15 protein-coding genes and 1 tRNA gene are annotated in these 18,954 nt (G+C 69.9%); 11 read left to right on the top strand and 5 right to left on the bottom strand.

Features of this window, described 5'->3' with window-relative positions:
* Positions 1-115 precede the first annotated feature (115 nt).
* Both BLR91_RS00250 and BLR91_RS00245 read left to right on the top strand, forming a co-directional pair.
* The gene (locus BLR91_RS00250) at positions 116-1,408 is read left to right on the top strand and encodes an APC family permease (protein ID WP_089878442.1); all 1,293 of its coding nucleotides are present in this window, start codon (positions 116-118) and stop codon (positions 1,406-1,408) included.
* Positions 1,409-1,422: 14 nt separating this feature from the next.
* Positions 1,423-1,950, top strand: coding sequence for a DUF1269 domain-containing protein (locus tag BLR91_RS00245; RefSeq protein WP_018192467.1), 528 nt, complete (start codon positions 1,423-1,425; stop codon positions 1,948-1,950).
* 15 nt (positions 1,951-1,965) lie between these two features.
* Here BLR91_RS00245 and BLR91_RS00240 read toward each other — a convergent pair whose 3' ends face one another.
* Entirely contained in the window at positions 1,966-3,729 is a 1,764-nt protein-coding gene (locus BLR91_RS00240; RefSeq protein ID WP_089878445.1) for a beta-propeller fold lactonase family protein, read from the bottom strand.
* 209 nt (positions 3,730-3,938) lie between these two features.
* On the opposite strand from BLR91_RS00240, the gene BLR91_RS00235 reads away from it, so the two are divergent.
* On the top strand, positions 3,939-4,697 hold the full coding sequence (locus BLR91_RS00235) for a class I SAM-dependent methyltransferase (RefSeq protein ID WP_089878448.1): 759 nt from the start codon (positions 3,939-3,941) through the stop codon (positions 4,695-4,697).
* A 103-nt stretch (positions 4,698-4,800) separates the two neighbouring features.
* Positions 4,801-4,874: transfer RNA gene (locus tag BLR91_RS00230), tRNA-Gly, on the top strand.
* Between the two features lie 5 nt (positions 4,875-4,879).
* On the opposite strand, the gene BLR91_RS00225 is transcribed toward BLR91_RS00230, so the two are convergent.
* On the bottom strand, positions 4,880-5,806 hold the full coding sequence (locus BLR91_RS00225; protein WP_089881657.1) for an alpha/beta hydrolase: 927 nt from the start codon (positions 5,804-5,806) through the stop codon (positions 4,880-4,882).
* Between the two features lie 149 nt (positions 5,807-5,955).
* Between BLR91_RS00225 and BLR91_RS00220 the strand changes: the two genes are divergently transcribed.
* The 3 genes from BLR91_RS00220 (at position 5,956) to BLR91_RS00210 (ending at position 9,145) form a co-directional block, all read left to right on the top strand.
* Complete coding sequence (locus tag BLR91_RS00220) at positions 5,956-6,837, top strand: helix-turn-helix domain-containing protein (protein ID WP_089878452.1); 882 nt, start codon at positions 5,956-5,958, stop codon at positions 6,835-6,837.
* Positions 6,838-6,933: 96 nt separating this feature from the next.
* Complete coding sequence (locus BLR91_RS00215) at positions 6,934-7,377, top strand: VOC family protein (protein ID WP_089878455.1); 444 nt, start codon at positions 6,934-6,936, stop codon at positions 7,375-7,377.
* Between the two features lie 172 nt (positions 7,378-7,549).
* Entirely contained in the window at positions 7,550-9,145 is a 1,596-nt protein-coding gene (locus tag BLR91_RS00210; protein ID WP_089878458.1) for an ABC-F family ATP-binding cassette domain-containing protein, read from the top strand.
* 3 nt (positions 9,146-9,148) lie between these two features.
* Here BLR91_RS00210 and BLR91_RS00205 read toward each other — a convergent pair whose 3' ends face one another.
* Complete coding sequence (locus BLR91_RS00205; RefSeq protein ID WP_089878461.1) at positions 9,149-9,703, bottom strand: CGNR zinc finger domain-containing protein; 555 nt, start codon at positions 9,701-9,703, stop codon at positions 9,149-9,151.
* Between the two features lie 305 nt (positions 9,704-10,008).
* Between BLR91_RS00205 and BLR91_RS00200 the strand changes: the two genes are divergently transcribed.
* A complete protein-coding gene (locus tag BLR91_RS00200) occupies positions 10,009-11,775 on the top strand; it encodes a DUF2207 domain-containing protein (protein WP_157694700.1) in 1,767 nt (588 codons plus the stop codon).
* Complete coding sequence (locus BLR91_RS00195) at positions 11,720-12,784, top strand: NAD(P)-dependent oxidoreductase (protein WP_331710727.1); 1,065 nt, start codon at positions 11,720-11,722, stop codon at positions 12,782-12,784. Before BLR91_RS00200 ends, BLR91_RS00195 begins: the two co-directional genes overlap by 56 nt.
* A 103-nt stretch (positions 12,785-12,887) precedes the next feature.
* Here BLR91_RS00195 and BLR91_RS00190 read toward each other — a convergent pair whose 3' ends face one another.
* Positions 12,888-13,196, bottom strand: coding sequence for a hypothetical protein (locus tag BLR91_RS00190; RefSeq protein WP_231918766.1), 309 nt, complete (start codon positions 13,194-13,196; stop codon positions 12,888-12,890).
* A gap of 229 nt (positions 13,197-13,425) precedes the next feature.
* Between BLR91_RS00190 and BLR91_RS00185 the strand changes: the two genes are divergently transcribed.
* Together BLR91_RS00185 and BLR91_RS00180 are read left to right on the top strand one after the other, a co-directional pair.
* The gene (locus BLR91_RS00185; RefSeq protein WP_089878472.1) at positions 13,426-14,037 is read left to right on the top strand and encodes an excalibur calcium-binding domain-containing protein; all 612 of its coding nucleotides are present in this window, start codon (positions 13,426-13,428) and stop codon (positions 14,035-14,037) included.
* A 50-nt stretch (positions 14,038-14,087) separates the two neighbouring features.
* A complete protein-coding gene (locus BLR91_RS00180) occupies positions 14,088-14,888 on the top strand; it encodes a class I SAM-dependent methyltransferase (RefSeq protein ID WP_089878475.1) in 801 nt (266 codons plus the stop codon).
* A gap of 80 nt (positions 14,889-14,968) precedes the next feature.
* Here BLR91_RS00180 and BLR91_RS00175 read toward each other — a convergent pair whose 3' ends face one another.
* The gene (locus tag BLR91_RS00175; protein WP_089878480.1) at positions 14,969-18,856 is read right to left on the bottom strand and encodes a DUF7927 domain-containing protein; all 3,888 of its coding nucleotides are present in this window, start codon (positions 18,854-18,856) and stop codon (positions 14,969-14,971) included.
* Positions 18,857-18,954: the final 98 nt, after the last annotated feature.

Raw genomic sequence — 18,954 nt, 5'->3', positions numbered from 1 at the left:
TCCACGGCTCCCCACCGCATCGATTGTGCCTAGCCACGCCGTCTGAGCCGGGGTTACCGTTCGCTCACCTCGGACCGGGCACCCGGCCTTCGAAGCTCTCACGAGAGGATCCGGGATGGACGACGGAGCGCCGTCACCGAAGCGGATGACGGTCTTGCAGGCCACCTACATCGGTGTCGGCTCGATGGTGGGCGCCGGCATCTTCGCCCTGCTCGGGGCGGCCGGTGCGGTGGCCGGCGCCGCGGTCTGGCTCTCGTTCCTGATCGCCGGGATCATCGCCGCGCTCCAGGGATACTCCTTCGCCAAGCTGGGATCGCGATACCCGTCCGGCGGCGGCATCCTCACCTTCCTCTCCAAGGGGTTCGGAGAAGGGCACATCGCCGGGATCGGGGCATGGCTGTTCTTCACGGCCGGTTCCATCGTGGTCGCCATGATCGCGTCCTCGTTCGGCGGGTACGCCTCCTCCGTCGTCGCTGACGGCGACCCGTTCTGGGCCAAGGTGGCCGCCATCCTGCTCATCCTGGTCATGACCTGCCTGAACGCCGTGGGCGCTGCCGCGGTCGCCCGTGTCCAGTCGGTGATCGTCACGATCGTGCTCATCATCCTGGTGGTGTTCGCCGTCGTGACGATCGCGAACTGGGACCCGGCGCTGCTCGCGCCGAGCGGCTACCCCGGTTGGCGCGAGATCGTGTCGAGCGTCGCGCTGACGTTCTTCGCCTTCCTCGGCTTCGGCGTGATCACGTTCACCGCGAAGGACCTGCCCGACCCGGCCCGTCAGCTGCCGAAGGCGATCTACCTGGCGCTCTTCATCGCGACCTCGGTGTACGTCGCGGTCTCGCTCGGCGTGTTCGGGACGCTCACCGCCGACGAGGTGGTGAAGTACGGCACCACCGCGCTCGCGGAGGCGGCCAAGCCGACGCTCGGCGAAGCCGGGTACGTGCTCATGGTGATCACTGCGCTCTTCTCGACCACCGGCGCGGTGAATGCCGGCCTGTACCCGTCGATCGGTATGACCCAGCATCTCGCCTCGGTCGGACAGTTCCCGCCGTTCTTCGGACGCTCGTTCGGCCGGTTCGCCGCCGGGCTCCTGGTCATGGCGGCCCTGGCCATCCTGCTCGTCGCGTTCTTCAACCTGAACGCCATCGCATCGATCGGCAGCGCCGTCGCGCTCCTCGTGTTCTCGTCCGTGAGCATCGCGCACCTACGGATACGCCGCCAGACCGGCGCATCCGTCGTCATTCTGATCGTCGGGCTCGTCGCGACCCTCGGGACGTTCGTGATCTTCTGCACGACGACCCTCGTGTCCGAACCGGCGACCGCATGGGCCCTGGTCGCGATCATCGTGCTCGCGGTCCTCATCGACTTCGTATGGAAGATCAACGGCCGGCGCACCGCGCCGACCCTGTAGAAAGGTGAACAAAAATGACCGATCAACCGTATGTGGCGATCGCCGCCCAGTACGCGAGCGAGGACGAGGCGGTGGCGGACTTCGACCGTCTCCACGCCCACTACAAGGAGCGCGGTCACCATGCCTCCTTCGACGCGGCGGTGGTGGTGCGCGACAAGGAGGGCAAGGTCTCCATCCCGAAGCGGGACGACGGCGGCAAGCACCACGGTGGCCGGAAGGGCCTGGCCATCGGGCTCGCCGGCGGCCTGGTGGTCGCGCTGTTCCCGGCCGTCGCGCTCGGGGGCGCGCTCCTCGTCGGCGGCGGCTCGGGTGCGGGCATCGGCGCGCTCGCCGGCCACATCTCCAAGAAGTCGTCCGCGCAAGACCTCAAGGCGATCAGCGAGACCCTGCACGCGGGGAGCTCCGGCATCGTGGTCGTCGTCGACCCGAGCGAGGCGGGCGAGATCGAACGGCTGCTGACCAACGCGACCGGGATCACCAAGAGGGAGATCGCCGTCGACGAGGAGAAGCTGGAGAACGAGGTGCAGGACGCGGCGGACTGACGGTCCGCCGCGGGGTCAGGCCTTCCGGCTGCGGCGACGTACGACGCCGGCGAACACGCCCGCCGCGATCAGACCGAAGGCGAGGGACAGCGGGCCGGTGACGTCACCGGCGGTGACGTCACTGCCCGTGTCGGCCAGCGTGCTCTGCGCATCCGTTGCGGCGGAGCCGTCGGTCGGGGTGGGCGGGGCGCTGCCGATCGGGGTACTGCCGACCGGCGTGGCGACGGCAGGGAACGTGACCGCAGCGACGTTGGACGGCGCGCTCGCCCCGGCGCTGTTGAGCGCGAACACACGATAGCGGTAGGTGTGGCCGGCGGTGACGCCGGTATCCGTGAAAGTGACAGCGGTGGACTGGGTGTCGCCGACGAGCGTGGTGAACGCGGCGCCGTCCGTGCTGCGTTCGATGCGGTAACCGCTGACCGCATCTCCGCCGTCGGAGGTGGGTGCGGTCCAGCTGAGCTCGGCGGTCACGCCGGCGGCTGTCGCGGTCAGGTTAAGAGGAGCGCCGGCTGGAAGGGCGGCGACGACGAGCGTGTACGACTGCGTGGCCGTCGCCGGGATGCCGCTGACGGTGCTGCTCGCGGCGAGCGTGAACGTGTACGAGCCGACGGCTGTCGACGTGCCGCTGAGGATGCCGCCGGCCAGCGAGAGTCCGGGAGGCAGCGCTCCCGCGCTCACGGAGAGCGTCGGCGCCGGGGATCCGGTCGTCGCGATGGCGGTGGAGTAAGACGAACCGATCGTGCCGCCCGGGACGGTCGCCGTGGTGATCGCGGGGAACGTGTCGATCCCGATCACGGAGACGGTGTCCGACGTGGTGTTCGCGACGTAGGCGAAGGCGCCGTCCGGTGAGATGGTGAGGCTGCGCGGCGTCACGCCGACCGCGATGGTGGAGACGACCGCGTTCGTCGCCGTGTCGATCACCGACACCGCGTTCGCGGTCGAGTCGGTCACGTAGAGCCGTGTGCCGTCGGGGGTGACGGCGACGTCGTACGCGCCGGGACCGGCGGAGATGGTGGCCGTGACGGTCCCCGTGGCGGTGTCGATCACTCGCAAGAGGCCCACGTTGGCGCTCGCCACGTAGAGGGTGCTGCCGTCGGCCGAGATCGCGAAGCCGGTCGCGGCGTCCGCGAACGCGCCGATCGCGACGGTTCCGGTGACCGTGTTCGTCGCCGTGCTGACGATGGAGATGTCGTGAGACGAGGGAGCGGTGTGCGAGACGAAGAGTCGGCTCCCGTCGGGCGACACGATCATCGATCGCGGCCCCGGCGCATCCACGATGCTGGTGACGAGCGTGTTGGTGGCGGTGTCGACGACCGACACCGCGGTCGACCCGTTTCCGCTGGAGTTGCTGACATACACGCGGGAGCCGTCCGGCGAGATCGCGATTCCCGCTGGGGACGCCCCGACCGGGACGGACGCGACGGCCGCCCGCGTCGCCGTATCGACGACGACGAGGACGTTCGCGGGGTTCGTCGACACGACGTACAGGCGTGATCCATCCGGCGAGATCGCGAGCCCGATGGGACCTGCGACCGGAATCGTCCCGAGCACCGTCCGGGTGGCGGTGTCGACGACGGACACCGTCCCGGCGTTCGTGTCGGACACGTACAGCCGCGAGCCGTCGGGCGACACCACCACGGTCGGCGTCGCCGACGCCGTCGTGGAGGCGACCGGGATCGTGCTCACCACCGAGTCCGCCGCCGCTGCGATCGGCACGCCGACGCTCAACGTCACGGCGCCGACGATCACGGCGACAGCGGCACCCCAGCGCGCAGACACAGCCCGACCATCCATCTTGCGAGAGCGCACGCTCTTCCCCTCCGCCACGGAGCCGCGACGTCTCTGCGGATGCGAATCGACGTGCCGGTCCTCGGCGAGTCTCCCGGATGCCCCGAACGGAGCGCAACGGCGTCGGAGAGTTTTCACCCCGGCTTCACCCCCGGGCCGCTCCGGACGTCCTGGGGACCCCGCACTGGCATGATCCTCCTATGACGGAACCCACCTTCGAGGAGCTGATCGCCCTCGGCGAGAGCGCCGATGTCACGGGATGGGACTTCTCGTGGCTCGACGGGCGAGCGACGGAGGAGCGTCCACCGTGGGGCTATGCGCGTCGTCTTGCCGAACGGATGGCGCACGCGCGGGCGTCGCTCGACATCCAGACCGGGGGTGGGGAGGTGCTGGCGCAGGCTGGTTCTTTCCCCCCGACGGCCGTCGCCACCGAGTCGTGGCCGCCCAACGTCGTCAAGGCGACGCGCCTGCTGCATCCCCTCGGCGTGGTCGTCGTACATGACCCCGATGAGCCGCCCCTCCCCTTCGCCGACGGCGCGTTCGATCTGGTCACCAGCCGCCACCCCGCCACGATCTGGTGGGAGGAGATCGCCCGGGTGCTCGCGCCGGGCGGCACCTACTTCGCGCAGCACGTCGGACCGGCCAGCGCCTTCGAACTCATCGAGTTCTTCCTCGGCCCGTTGCCCGACGCGCGCCGCGGGCGCCACCCCGACGACGAGACGGCGGCCGCGCGGCGAGCCGGCCTCGAGATCGTCGACCTGCAGACGGCGCGCACGCGGATAGAGATCTTCGACATCGCCGCGGTCGTCTACCTGCTCCGCAAAGTCATCTGGTGGGTGCCCGGCTTCACCGTCGACGCCCACCGGGACCGACTGCGCGAGCTCGATGAGGTGATCCGGCGCGACGGCGTGTTCGTCACGTACTCGAGCCGGCACCTCATCGAGGCGCGCAAGGGGTGAGGAGACGCGGCCGGGGCTTGGCCGGGTTTGGCCAAAAACCGTCGACCGGGTAGTCTGGGCGGCAGCCTCACATCCCAGTGATTTACTGGGATTCGCGGGCCGCGCGAGTGTAGTTCAATGGTAGAACCTCAGCTTCCCAAGCTGATAGCGCGGGTTCGATTCCCGTCACTCGCTCCAGTTCCTCAGACCGCCGGTGCCAGCGTCCGACCGTAGAAGTCGGCCAGGCGCTCCACGGCGGTCGCGACGTACGGGTCGCGGTCGTACAGGTCGACGTGGCTCGCTCCGTCCACCCAGACGAGCTCCTTCGGGCCGACCGCGCGCTGGAAGGCGTCGATCCCCATCCAGGCGGTGACCGCCCGCGAGCCCATGACCATGAGGAGGGGGCGGTCGCCGATCAGCGGCACCTGGGTGAAGGCGTCGAAGGTGGCGAGCTTGTCGACGCTCGACCAGTCGAACGTCCGGGCGGCGCGGTCGTGTGCGGCGCGCGGAGTGCAGTAGTAGTCGAAGCCCTCGGCGCCGTGCTCGCCGCCGGCGGCGCGCGCCTGCTCGATCGTCTCCGGGAACAGCGGGATGCCGGCGACATCCTCCCCCGCGGCCTGCGCCGTGCGTGCGGCGGCCGCAGCATCCAGCATGCCCTGGAACACCGCCGGATCCTGAGCGCCGTCGGCGCCGTACCGGAACTGACGGGCGACGTCGGCGGGCGAGACGGTGGCGAGCGCCCGGATGCGGTGGTCGCTGGCGGTCGCCGCGAGCGAGTATCCGCCTGAGGCACAGATGCCGAGCAGACCGATGCGTTGGGGATCGACGAGGTCGAGGGTCGTCAGGTAGGACACCGCCGCCTTCATGTCCTCGATGCGCTGGCCGGGATCCTCCAGACCGCGCGGGGTTCCGCCGCTCGCCCCCTGGTAGGCCGCGTCGTAGGCGATCGTCACGAAGCCGGCGTCCGCCAGCCGCGATGCGTACAGGCCCGAGGCCTGCTCCTTCACCCCGGAACCGGGATGCCCGACGACGAGAGCCGGCGAACCGGCGACGGCTCCGTCCGGAACATAGAGGTGAGCGGCGAGGGGAATGCCTGCGCTCTCGAAGGTGACGTCGGTTCGTGTGGTCATGGTGGGTCCGTTCTCGATGGGGTTCCGTGCGGCGGCTGCCGCGGCGGATCCCATGCTGTTGCGCCGCCGAGTCAGGGGTAAGCAGCAGGAATCTGCCGGGGAAGAATCCTTCCCTCCCACACGATCGCTCCGGACGGGAGACTGAATCCATGAGTGATTCGGCGGAACTCCACGAGCTCGGCGCGTTCTTGAAGGTCTGCCGCGCGCGGCTGCGGCCCGAGGACGTCGGCCTCCCGGAGACGGGAGGTCACCGACGCGTCGCGGGACTCCGGCGGGAGGAGGCGGCTGCGCTCGCGTCGATCAGCGTCGATTACTACACGCGACTGGAACAGGGACGCGTCCAAGCCTCCGCGGCGGTGCTCGGCGTGCTGGCACGCGCGCTCCGAATGGATGACGACCAGCGTGCCTACCTCTACGAGGTCGCGCACAAGGCCGACGCAGCCCCTCGGCGGCGAAGGAGCCGCCAGACCGTGCGACCGGCGATGCGACGACTGCTCGAGCAGCTGACCGACACCCCGGCACTCGTGCTCGGACGCCGCCTCGACGTGCTGCAGTGGAACCGTGCGGCCGCAGCGCTGTTCACGGACTTCGGCGCCGTACCCGCGCCCCAGCGCAACTACCTGCGGCTGCTCTTCCTGCATCCCGGTGTCCGCGCCATGCACCTCGACTGGGACCACGACGCCCGCGATGCGGTCGCCGCCCTGCGGATGGAGGCCGCGACAGATCCCGACGACCCGGAACTCGCCGCGCTGGTCGGGGAACTGTCGCTCCGCGACGCCGACTTCCGCACCTGGTGGGCCGAACGGCACGTCAACTCGGCGACCTACGGGACGAAGCACTACCGGCATCCCACGGTCGGCGAGCTCACCCTCGACTGCGACACTTGGCAGAGTCCCGACGGCAGCGGCCAACGTCTGATGGTGCTGACCGCAGAGAACGGCAGCCCGTCCAGCGACGGGCTGCGCATCCTGACGTCGTGGAGCGAGCCGGCCCGCGCCGAGCTGACCGCCGAGGAAGAGTCCCGGCGGTGACATCCGGCAGCTCAAAATAACTGGTTTGACAGGTTATGTGACTGCATGAGAGGGTCATAACCGTCCTAAACAGTTATTCATCGAAAGGCTCTGCACATGGAACTCAAGCTCGAGATCGTGGTCATCCCCGTCGCCGACACCGGCCGCGCGAAGGACTTCTACGAGGGGATCGGCTTCCGCCTCGACGCCGACTTCTCCACCGACAAGGGGCTGCGGGTCGTTCAGGCGACTCCCCCGGGGTCGGCGGCATCCGTCATCTTCGGCGACCACCTCACCACGGCCGAGCCCGGCACGGCGCAGGGCCTGCACCTGATCACTCCGGACATCGTCGAGGCGCGCAACACGCTCATCGAACACGGAGTCGCGGTCAGCGAGCCCTGGCACGACGCGGACGGCATCTTCCACTGGGCCGACGAGACGAACCGGGTCCCCGGTCCCCACCCCGCGACAGACAGCTACGGCACGTACGCATCGTTCAGCGACCCGGACGGCAACAGCTGGACCATCCAGCAGATCGTGACGCGAGCTCCCGGCCGCTGAGGCAAGGAGGCCAGAGGCCGGGCCGGCGGGCCGGCGGGCTTTGGTAGCATGCCATGGTGCTGATTGACGAGATCGACAGAGCGTAGCCACCGGTCACCGGTGGCTTCTGCAAACGCCACCGCGCGGCCGACTGCGTTCCGATTCGTCCGCTCTCTCTCGTCAAGGTCTTCACATGTCTACTGGCACGTCTGCCATCGTTCTTTCCAACGTCTCGTTCTCCTGGCCGGACGGCCAGGCCGCCCTCTCGGGCGTCTCCGGGTCGTTCACCACTGGTCGCACCGGCCTCGTCGGTGACAATGGCGCCGGGAAGTCCACCCTGCTGCGCCTCATCGCCGGCGAGCTCACTCCATCCACCGGCAGCATCTCGACGGCGGGGGATGTGGGCTACCTCCGGCAGTCGCTGACCTGGCACGACACAGCCACGGTTGCCGACCTCCTCGGCATCGGGCCGGTGCTGGACGCGATCCGGGCCGTCGAGGGCGGCGACGCCTCCGTGGAGCATTTCGACACCATCGGCGACGACTGGGACATCGAGTCGCGCGCGGAGGTGCAGTTGCAGGCGATCGGCTTCTCGGCGGCCGACCTCGACCGCCCGGTGAGAACCCTCTCGGGCGGCGAGGTCATGCTGATCGCCATCTCCGGTCTGCGGGTGCGGGAACTTCCGATCACCCTCCTGGATGAGCCGACGAACAACCTGGACCGCCCGACTAAGGCCCTCCTCGCCGGGATGCTCGACGACTGGCCGGGAACCCTCGTGGTCGTCAGCCACGATCTGGACCTCCTCGAGCGGATGGATCAGACGGCCGAGCTGTACGGCGGCCGCTTGACGACCTTCGGCGGCCCGTACAGCGAGTGGAAGGCGGCACTCGACCAGCAGCAGGCGAACGCCGTGCAGGCGGCCGCGGCCGCACAGCACGCCGTCAAAGCGGAGCAGCGGCAGCGCGCCGAGGCGGAGAGCCGGCTGGCGAAGCGTGCCAGGAACGCGAAGACGGCCAACGAGAACAAGAAGGGCTCGAAGATCCTGATGAACGGACTCGCCTCGCGTGCGGAGGCCTCCGCCGGCAAGCTGCGTTCGGGACTGGACGACCGAGTGGATGCGGCCAAAGCGGCGCGCGAGCAGGCCGCGGCGCGCATCCGCCCGGATCAGCGCATCACCCTGCAGCTGCCGGACCCCGACGTAGCCGCTGGTCGACGCATCGCGGAGCTGCACGGGAGCAACCGCACCTACCTTCTTCAGGGCCCGGAGCGCGTTGCCGTCGTCGGCGCGAACGGCGTAGGCAAGACCACTCTGCTCGAGTCGCTGCTCCACCGCCGTGACACGGAGCCCGGGCGCGCCGGTGGAGTGCTCCACACCGACCGGGTCGGCTACCTGACGCAGCGGCTCGACGGCGTCGACGAAAGCGTGGGTGCCTTGGAGAATGTCCGCCGGGTCGCGCCGGATGTCCCCGACTCGCTCATCCGGAACCGGCTCGGCCGCCTGCTGATCAAGGGCGACGCGGTCGATCGACCGGTCGGGACGCTGAGCGGCGGCGAGCGCTTCCGCGTCCTCCTCGCGCGTCTGCTCCTCGCCGACCCGCCCTCGCAGCTCCTCATCCTTGATGAGCCGACGAACAACCTCGACGTCAGCAGCGTGGATCAGCTCGTGGATGCGCTGGCCGACTACCGGGGCGCACTGCTCGTCGTCAGCCACGACGACCGATTCCTCGCCCGACTCGGTCTCACGATGACTCTCGAGCTCGGCCCGGGCGGCGAACTCACCGAAGCGTAGGCGTCACGCCGTCGCGGCGGGCTGCTTCTGCCGGGCGCGGAACGCGGTCGCCTTCATCCGGTTGCCGCAGGTCTTCATCGAGCACCACTCCCGACGGTGGCCGCGGGAGTGGTCGAGGTAGACCTGCGTGCACTCGGGGCGGCCGCACTCGCGGAGCACGTCACCCTCGGTTCCGCCGACGATCTCGACGGTCTGCCGAGCGATCTGCGACAGCCCCTCCGCGATCTCCGCCGCACGATCGATCGTGCCGCTCTCGTCGAGCTGGAGGGTGATCGGGCGCCCGGCGGCGTGGGAGTTGAGCACGCGGAGGTCGTCCTCCGCAAGAGGCGCGCCCATCATGCGGGCGTGCACGACGCGGTACACGGCCTCGCGGAGCTCGACCGCCTTCTCGAGGTCGGCGGTGGTGGCGCGAGGGGACCGATCCATCAGGCCGGCCTCGAGAAACCACGCATCGAGCGCCTCCGGCGAGCCCAGCTTCTCCGTCGGTACGTCGTTGCGCCGAGCGCGCAGGGTGCCGACGAAATCGAGAGCGGACGTACCGCAGGGGAAGGCGTGCATGTAACCACCCTAACTGGTGACTTCGTGCGCTGCAACCGATTTGAGTGGTTACGGTGCGGGGCTCGCGGATCAGGCGAGACGATGGCGGTCTCGCGGGCGTGACCGACCGCGACGGACGCAGCCGTGTCAGGATGGGACGCGTGCCGCCGGGAGGGCCAGCGGCCCACGCGAACCGCCGGGGGCGGAGGACGGCGAGGAAGATGAGGGTCCGCGCTCGAAGCCGACGGCCGTTGGGATGGGCCGGGCGACTCATCGCGACGACGCTCGCCGTGGCAGTGAGCTCACTCATCCTCGCAGGGAGTCCCGTGAGTGCGAGCGCCGACGCCCGCACGGCCGTCGGCACCATCGCCCCCGCCGGGGTCGACGACTTCACGTTCGCGAGCTTCGACGGCGACTACCGGCTGGGCCGCGACGCGGAGGGGCACTCGACGCTCACCACCGTGGAGACGCTGGTGGCCCGGTTCCCCGAGACGGACCAGAACCACGGCATCCGGCGCGAACTGGTCGAGGACTACGACGGCCACCCGACCGACCTGGAGGTCGTGTCCGTCACCGACCAGAACGGGACGCCGCGTCCGTACACGAGCGATTCCGAAGACGGCATCCTCTCGCTGACGATCGCGGCGAAAGACTACGTGCACGGCGATCAGACCTACGTCATCACCTACCGGCAGACGAACGTCACGCGCTACTTCGGCGACACCGGCGACGACGAACTGTATTGGGACACGAACGGCACGGCGTGGGCGCAACCGTTCGACCGCGTGACGGCGACTGTGCACCTCGCGCCCGACCTGGCCGCGGCGCTGAAGGGCGACCCATCCGCGTACCGCGGCGCCCAGGGGTCCACGGATCCGGCGGCGGTCGAGCGCATCGACGACGGGTTCCGCTTCACCGCCGACACGCTCGGTCCGCACGAGAACCTCACGTTCGCCATCGGGTTCGCGGCGGGCACGTTCACGGCGCGCGCCGACGGACTGTTCGACACCGGCTGGGGCTTCGCGGCCGTGGCCGGCCTGCTGCTCGGCATCCTCGCCCTCATCGGCGCGATCGTCGTGCGCGTGCGACTCCTGCGCGACGCTCCCGGACGCGGCACGATCATCCCCGAGTACGTTCCGCCGAAGGAGGGGCTCCTCCTCGCGGCGGACATCGCCGGCGGCGGCAAGAAGGTCGTCGCCGCGCAGACGCTCGACCTCGCGGTCTCCGGGCGGGTGCGCGTGTTGCAGAGCACGGGATTCTTCGGCCGCTCCACGTACACGCTGGAGTTCGTCTCCACCCAGGCGACCGGTCGCCAGGCGTTGCGCGAACCGAACCCGACCGCCGACGAGCTCCAGTTCCTTCAGGCCCTCTTCGGCACGTCGCCCGCGCCCGGAACGACCCTCGAGCTCGGCTCGTCCAACTCGCGTGTCGCCCGCGCCATCGCCGCACTGCTGAAGCGCGTGCACAAGGACGCCACCCGCTACGGCTACCGGAGGACGGGACCACGCGGGGCGGTCCGCGCGGTGTTCTTCACTGCGTTGGGCGCCACCCTCCTCGCCATCGTCGGCGCGGTGCTGTGTCTCGCGGGCGTCTTCGGAGGCGCGCTCCCCGTCGGCATCATCATCGGTGCCATCCTGCTCCTCATCGTCACCGCCATCCTGCTGTCGCACTCGCCCCTGAGCACCACCGGCAGCACCCTCCGCGAGTACGTGGAAGGCCTCAAGGTGTACGTGCACCTCGCCGAGGCCGACCGCATCCGCTACCTGCAGTCACCGCAGGGGGCGGAGCGCGTGCCCGTCGCTGTGAACGATCCGCGGGAGATGCTCAGCCTCACCGAGCGCCTCCTCCCCTGGGCCGTGCTGTTCGGCGAGGAGAAGAAGTGGCTCGCCGAGCTCGGACGGTTCTACGAGGAGACCGGAGAGAGCCCGACCTGGTACGCCGGTCAGACCGCATTCAACGCGGCCGTGCTCTCCCAGATGGTCAGCGGGATCTCCTCCAGCACGACCATCGCGAGCAGCTCGTCGTCCGGCGGAACCGGTGGCGGCGGGTTCTCCGGCGGCGGTGGGGGTGGCGGAGGCGGCGGGGGCGTCTAAAGACCCGCGGCTCTCATTTCGCCTCGACCGGACGACGACGAGCGGTGTGCGACACTGCTGCAACGGCGACGCGCGACGGGATCGGCGCACCGGCCGATGCGTGCGACAGAAAGGTGACTCGATGAACGAACAGCGCATCGGCATCGTCGGGATCGGCCGGATGGGCTCGGGCATTGCCGCCCGGCTCACGGCGCTGGGTCCCGTTGCGGCGTTCGACATCGATCCCACCCGGCGCGAAGCCGTAGAACATGCGGGCGCCACCTGGATGGAGTCGATCACGGCGATCGTCCGGTCGAGCGACGTGCTCGTCACCGTGCTCCCGGGACCGAGCGAGACGGACGCGGTCATGCGCGAGGCGCTCCCGGCACTCGACAGCGGAGCGGTCTGGGTCGATCTCACTTCGGGGGATCCGGGCAGGACGTCGGCTCTCGCAGAGACGGCGGCCGAGCGGGGCATCGAGGTCGTCGCCGCCCCGATGGGCGGAGGCCCCACCGATGCCGCCGGGGGCACTCTGACGTTCTACGTCGGCGGGGCGCCCGACGCGGTGGGCCGTGCCACGCCCATCCTGAACCGGCTGTCGGCGGACGGCGGGATCCGCTTGTGCGGCCCGCGCCCCAGTGACGGTGTCGTCGTGAAACTTCTCGCGAACGCCCTATGGTTCGCCAACGCCGTGGCGGCCGGAGAAGCGCTGCTGATCGGCGCCGGCCATGGTCTCGCGCCTCAGCACCTGCACGCGCTCCTCGCCGACAGCGCGGGCAGTAGCACGGCGCTGGCGGAGCATCTGCCTGCGGTGTTCCGGGGCGACTACCTGACGACCTTCGGCATCGACCGTGTCGTCGAAGAGCTCGACGCGGTGACGGCGCTCGCCGGAGCGGCCTCGGTCTCGTCGCCCGTGCTGGATGCGTCGACGGATGTTCATCGTCATGCGCTCGCCCGCTTCGGGCCGGTCCTCGGCGAACTCCTCGGTGTGCGGCTCATCGAAGAGACGGCCGGGCGCGACCTCCGCTGAGCCGCAACCAGCCCTCCACGAACCGCACCGGCGGCGGCAGCTTCTCCGGCGGCGGCGGGGGCGGCGGAGGCGGCGGAGGCGGCGGGGCGTGTATGCGCCGCCGTCACCTCACCTCGACGGCCACTGTGTACCCCGCGCACGAGCCAGAGCCGCTCTTGCCGCACTCGTCGTACGGGCTTCCCGTGACGTCGACGGTCGCCGGCCCCAATGGGAAGTCGGCGGGGATGGGGAGTGCCGTCGAGAAGCGCCCGTCCCGATCCACATCCGCCCTGATCGGCGGCGAACTCACCCCGACGGCCCGCAGCCGAATGATGTACTGGTGGCCGGGCTCATAGTTCAGATCGCACTCGGGCGGATCGGCGGAGACGGTCACGACGTCACCCGGCGCGACGATCGCAGGATCCACGTTCATGCGGGCGGGAAGGCACGACGCGTAGCGGGGAACCCCCGAGCCGGAGCACCCCGCAGTCGCCAGCGCGCCGGCAACAATCAGCATCACGGCAACGGCGCGTGCCCCCCGACTTCGCATGGTCCGGAGCATACCGGCCGCGACCGCTCGACCACCCCTCGTATGCGGGTCTGCCGCCCCACGGCCACTGCCGCAAGACTGAGGCGATCACCCGAATCTTCGAGGAACTCTCATGCGCAATCGAACGCTACTCTCCACCGTCGTGCTCGCGGGAGCCGTCATCGGCTCGCTGCTGACCGGGCCGGTGCCCGCGACGGCCGCTCCGACCGAAACCGTCATCACCGTGCCCGTCGCTGCGGCCAAGAAGGTCGTCGTCCCGAAAGTCGTCGGTCTCGACGGCGCAGCCGCGAGCAAGGCGCTCAAGGCGGTCGGACTGAAGTGGAAGTGGTCGAAGTTCGTGATCGTGAAGAGCAACTGGACCGTCACGAAATCCTCGCCGAAAGCCGGCGCGAGCATCAAGCGTGGGGGAACGGTGAAGCTCACCGTCACCAAGGGGACCTCCGGGAGGCAGACGGGAACGCCCACGCCGACCACCACAGCAACCCCACCAACTCCGGCACCGGCTCCTGTTGCACCGGCACCCGCACCCGTCGCGCCAGCGCCCGCGCCGGCTCCACCGGCACCAGCTCCGGCCCCGCCTGCACCGGCACCGGCACCGGCACCGAGCGTGGACTACCCGAACTGCACGGCCGTCCGCGCGGCAGGCAAGGCTCCGCTTTACGCCGGTCAGCCGGGCTACTCCCGCAAACTGGACCGTGACGGCGACGGAGTGGCCTGCGAGTAAGGCCGCAACCCGCCCTCCACGAACCGCACTCACGGCGGTACCCTTCCACCGTGGACGACGACGCCGCGCGATTCCAGGGGTCCATTCCCGAGTTCTACGACTCGGAGCTCGGCCCCGTTCTCTTCCGCCATTACGCCGATGTGTTGGGTGAGGCTGTGGCGTCGACGGCGCCCGAACGCATCCTCGAGGTGGCCGCGGGGACCGGGATCTCGTCGGCCGGGATCGTCGCGCACAATCCCGGGGCGGACCTCGTCATCACCGACCTGAACGAGGCGATGCTGCAGCGGGCCGCCGGCAAGGTGCCCGCCGAGACGCGCATCCAGGTCGCGGATGCTCAGGCGCTGCCGTTCGAGGACGCGAGCTTCGACGCGGTGGCGTGCCAGTTCGGCATCATGTTCCTGCCGGATGTCGGCGCGGGATTCCGGGAGGCGCGGCGCGTGCTCGCCGACGGCGGCGTGTACGTGTTCAGCGTGTGGGACAGCCACGACCGCAACCGGTTCGCCGGGCTTGTCGACGCGCTGCTGACGGAGACGTTCCCCGACGACCCTCCGCCGTTCTACCGGGTGCCGTTCGGGATGAGCGACGTCGAGCGGCTGCGGAGGCTGGCGCAGGACAGCGGGTTCAGTACGCTCCGCATCGACGTGCTGCCGCACGACGCGCCCGTGGCCTCGTGGTCGGACTTCGCGGACGGCCTGATCCGCGGCAACCCGGTCTCCGATCAGGTGCGGTCGCGATCCGGAGACGTGGATGCGCTCATCCGCGCGGTGGAGGAACGGCTTGCGGCGGAGTACGGGCCCGCGCCGACGACCATCCCGGTGCAGACGATCCTGTTCCGCGCCTGGGCCGCCTGAACGCGACCCGACCCGACATCGGACCCGGCGCAGCACGAAGGCCGCCGAGCGACGCCCGGCGGCCTTCGTGGTGATGGGTGCTAGGTGTTACTGATGCGGCGTCGGCGCAGGAAGAGCAGCGCTCCCCCGGCAGCGAACAGGATGCCCGCCAGGCCGCCGACACCCCAGCCGATCGTCGAACCGGTCGAGGCGAGGCCCGCCGTCACGGCCGGGTCGTCGACGCGGTGGCTGGTGGCGCAGTCCGGGTTCTTGTCCGGCGCGGGCACGCAGAACGCGTCGCCGTCGGGGCTGGTGACGACGTTGGCGATCTGCTTGTCGCCGTCTCCGGTGACCACCACCGAGTAGGTCACGGTGACGACCTGCCCGACGGCGAGGTCACCGGTCCAGGTGAGGGTCGAGCCCGCGCGGGTCACGGTTCCCGATGTCGCCCTCTGGTCGCCGGTCCAGGTCGCATCGTCGAGCACCTTGCTGAGGTCGTCGACGACGTTGCCGCCGGTCACCGGCGCCGCGCCGAACTGGGCGATGGTGAGGGTGTAGGTGATGCGGTCACCGGTCTTCACCGCGTGGCCGGACGCCGGGTCCGACGTCTTGGCGAACGTGTAGCTGCCGAACCGGTGCACCGTCTCGCAGTCGGAGGCGGGAGCGCAGCCGTCGGAGGTCACGACGTTGTCGAGCGTGCCGTCGCCCATCGAGCGCGCATCCTTCACGGTCACCGAGTAGGTGATCTTCGCCACCGCACCGACACCCAGCGTTCCGGTCCAGGCGATCGAGCTGCCAGTCACGGTCGCCGTGCCCGCATCCGCCGCGACGTCGCCGTTATAGGTGGCGTCGTCGACGACCTTGCTGAGGTCATCGGTGAAGGACGCCGCCGACGGGACCGGCCCGCGTTGCGTGACGGTCACCGTGTAGTGGATGACGTCACCCGAGTGCACGACCGAACCGGGAGCAGGGTCGGCGGTCTTCACGACCGAGTAGCCCGCGATGTCGATGCCGGCCGGGTCACAGGGGATGGTCGGAGCGATACCCGAGTCCGCTGGGGTGTCGGCGGTGGCGCAGGCCGTGTTGACGAACCCGCCGCCCGGGAGGGTCTCGTCGAGCACCAGGTCGTACTCGTGCGACTCGGAGGCGCCCGGCGCGAGCGAGGCGATGTGGAAGGCACCGGCCGTCGGGCTCTTGTCATCCGTCAGGTCGACGTTCGTCAGCGTGCCCTGACCCGTGTTCGTCACGGTGACGCGGTAGTGGACCGTGTCGCCGTAGTGGAACGCGGGGTAGTCGACCGAGCTGTTGGCGTCGTGCCAGGTGCCGTCGGCCGCCTGCACCTCCTTGAGGATGGTCGCGGAGTAGTAGTTCGCCACGCTGATGGCCGCGGAGGTGCGCATCACGAGTGCAGTGTGACCCGCGATCGCCTGCGCCCGGTTCACGAGCGTGTCGCCGCCCTTCACGCCGTTCGTCGTGATGTGGACGCCGAACTGCTGGGTGGCTCCCGGCGCGAGGCTGCCGCCGATCACGCGGACCGCGGTCGGGTTCGCCGGCATGGTCGTCGTCCAGCCCGCGGTGTTGCCGGTCGGGTCGCCCGGGGCAGCGCCGTTCTGCGCAGCCGACGGGTCGTCGGACAGGGTCGTCGGGTCGGCGGTCGTGTAGTACACGGTCGCTCCGAGCGGGGCGTTCACCGAGGTGAGAGCGTACGAACCGGTGTACGCAGTGCCGCGTCCATCGCCGTTGTACGGGAGGATGTCGATCGTGTCCGTGAACGGCTGGGTGACCGGGTCGTACGACTTCACGGTGACCGTCCACGAACCCGTGCCCGTGCCGTCGCCGTTCACGTTCGGGATGAACGGAGCGTCGGCGGTCTTCACCACCGTCGTGTAGCCGTCGGTCGCGACGGTGACCTGGGCGGTGGCGGACTTCGTGATGCCGCCGTAGCTGGCGCTGACCGAGTTGACCAGGGCGGAACCCGGCGTCACGCTGCTGTCCGCGACCGCCTGGTAGGTGAGGGCGTGGTCGGCGTTCGTGGTGACGCCGTTCAGGGTCCACGTCAGCACCTGCTGGCCGGAGCCGTTGGTCGACACCGCCGGCTCGGGGGATGCGGTGCCGGGCACGTAGGTGACGCCCGCCGGCAGCGTGTCGACCAGCTGGTAACCGTCGACGGTCGCCGGGATGGCGCCGGCGCCGTTCGCCGAGTAGGTCAGCGTGTAGACGGCCGGGTCACCGGGGCTGACGACCGAGCGGTCGGCCGACTTGGCTACGGCAGGCGTGGCGGTCACGACACGGAGCACGTCGCGGAAGCCGGTGGTGCAGGGATAGCGCGAGCCCGCGGTGGGCGTGATGCAGCCCGTTCCGTTCCACCAGTTGTTGAGAGGCACATCCACCACGCCGGAGAAGAACGACCAGATGTCGGTCCCGGCCGGGACGTTCGCGTTGATTTTCTGGTAGACGACCGCGGTGACGTTGGACTGGGCGGAGAGCTGCTCGAACTGGCCCTGGGTAGCGGTGATGCGCATGGCCTTGACCGTGGTGAGGTCGGTCGGCTGGACCGTCGTCCAACCGCCCGTGGACCCGCAGTCGAACGCGTTCGGGTCGTAGGCGGCACTGCTCGGGTCGACCGTGGGGTCGTTGCCCACGTAGTACTCGGCCGTTGCGCCGATCGTGTTGTCCGTCACCGGCTGGGCCCAACCCCAGCCCGCATAGGTGACATACCGGGTGTCGAGGGCGGTGCACATACCCACGATGCGGTCGTCCGGGCGGTCGGTGTGCAGCTGCATCCCGGAGTCCATGTACTGACCGACGGTCGTTCCTGCGGACACGCGATAGGTGTCATCCCACTGGGTTCCGCCGGAGTTGGTGTAGCCGCGGCCCCAGCCGGAGGAGTACAGGCCGGGGGTCGTCCACGCCTTGGACTCCGCGTTGTTCGACGGGTCGTCTTGCGCGGTCTGACCGGTGACCGAGGTGTAGGTCGGAGCGTCGGAGTTCAGAACGACCGAGCCGGAGGCGGCCGTGTTGACGCGGATCCAGATGGAGCCGGACGCCAGCGCCACCTGGTCGACGGGGAGCCGGTTGCCCGCGGAGTCGAGCGTCGGCGGGTTCGCCGGAGAGTAGTCGATCCCCGTGATCGTCATCTGGAACGTGTTCGCCCCGGTCTGAGTGATGGTGCAGGTTCCGGCCGGAACGGTGAGCTGAGTCGCCGGGTGGGTTCCTCCGGACCAGGGGTGGCCGTCCGCGGCGCCGGGACCGGTGAACGGGGAGCACGCCTTCGCGTCGACGGAAACCGCCGAGCCCTGCGGCGAAGCGATGTTCAGGTTGTAGGTGATGGACTGCGGACCGGCCTCGCTTCCGAGCGCCTTGCTCAGCGTCCACTCGTAGTCGACCAGGTAGCCCCCGTCACCGACGGAGAAGTTGGGCGTTCCGACACCCCAGCGGATGTCCATCCCGAACGGATTCGTGATGTCGATCGGGCTCAGCGACGCGGTCTGACCGCCGATGCTGCCGTCCGCGGTGATCTGGTCGCCGGTCGCGCCGTCGGCGACGATGGGCGCCTGGATCACCACCGCGGTGCCCTGGTCGCGCGTCCCGACGTTGCAGACGAGGGTGTGCCCGTCGGCGGAGATACTGGAGGCGGGCGTGACGCCCGTGGTGAGACAGAGCGAGGGGACCGCCGTGTAGCGGCCGTTCTGCGCCGTGATCGTGACCGTCACGTTGTCCACCGGGTCGTTCGACGGCGCCGGGGCGTCGTCGTTGACGTTGATGCGCCAGACGCCGGTGACCACGTCGCCGCTCTTCACGGTCGTCGGGGTCCCTGCGGCCCAGGATGCTTCGATCTGGTAGACCGGCGCCGCCATGGCCGGCGCTCCGACAAGCGCCGCGGCGAGCGCGAGCGTTCCGGCGACCAATGCGGCCAGCCAGCGCCAAGGCGAACCCAGCGCGATTCGTCCCTCGCGGCGGCGGCCGCGCCCATCCTGGTGTGCAGACACAGCAGCATCCCCTTCGTCCTGCGTCATGGAGCGGCGGAGCACCACCGAGACCGGTGCCCGCCGCGCCACACGCTAGCGGCGGCCCAGCGGGCTGCGGC

Origin of the sequence: Leifsonia sp. 466MF, assembly GCF_900100265.1 — a bacterium.
Classification (GTDB): Bacteria; Actinomycetota; Actinomycetes; order Actinomycetales; family Microbacteriaceae; genus Leifsonia.
Note: the sequence above shows the minus strand (reverse complement) of the source record. Positions and strands in the feature narration are given on the sequence as shown.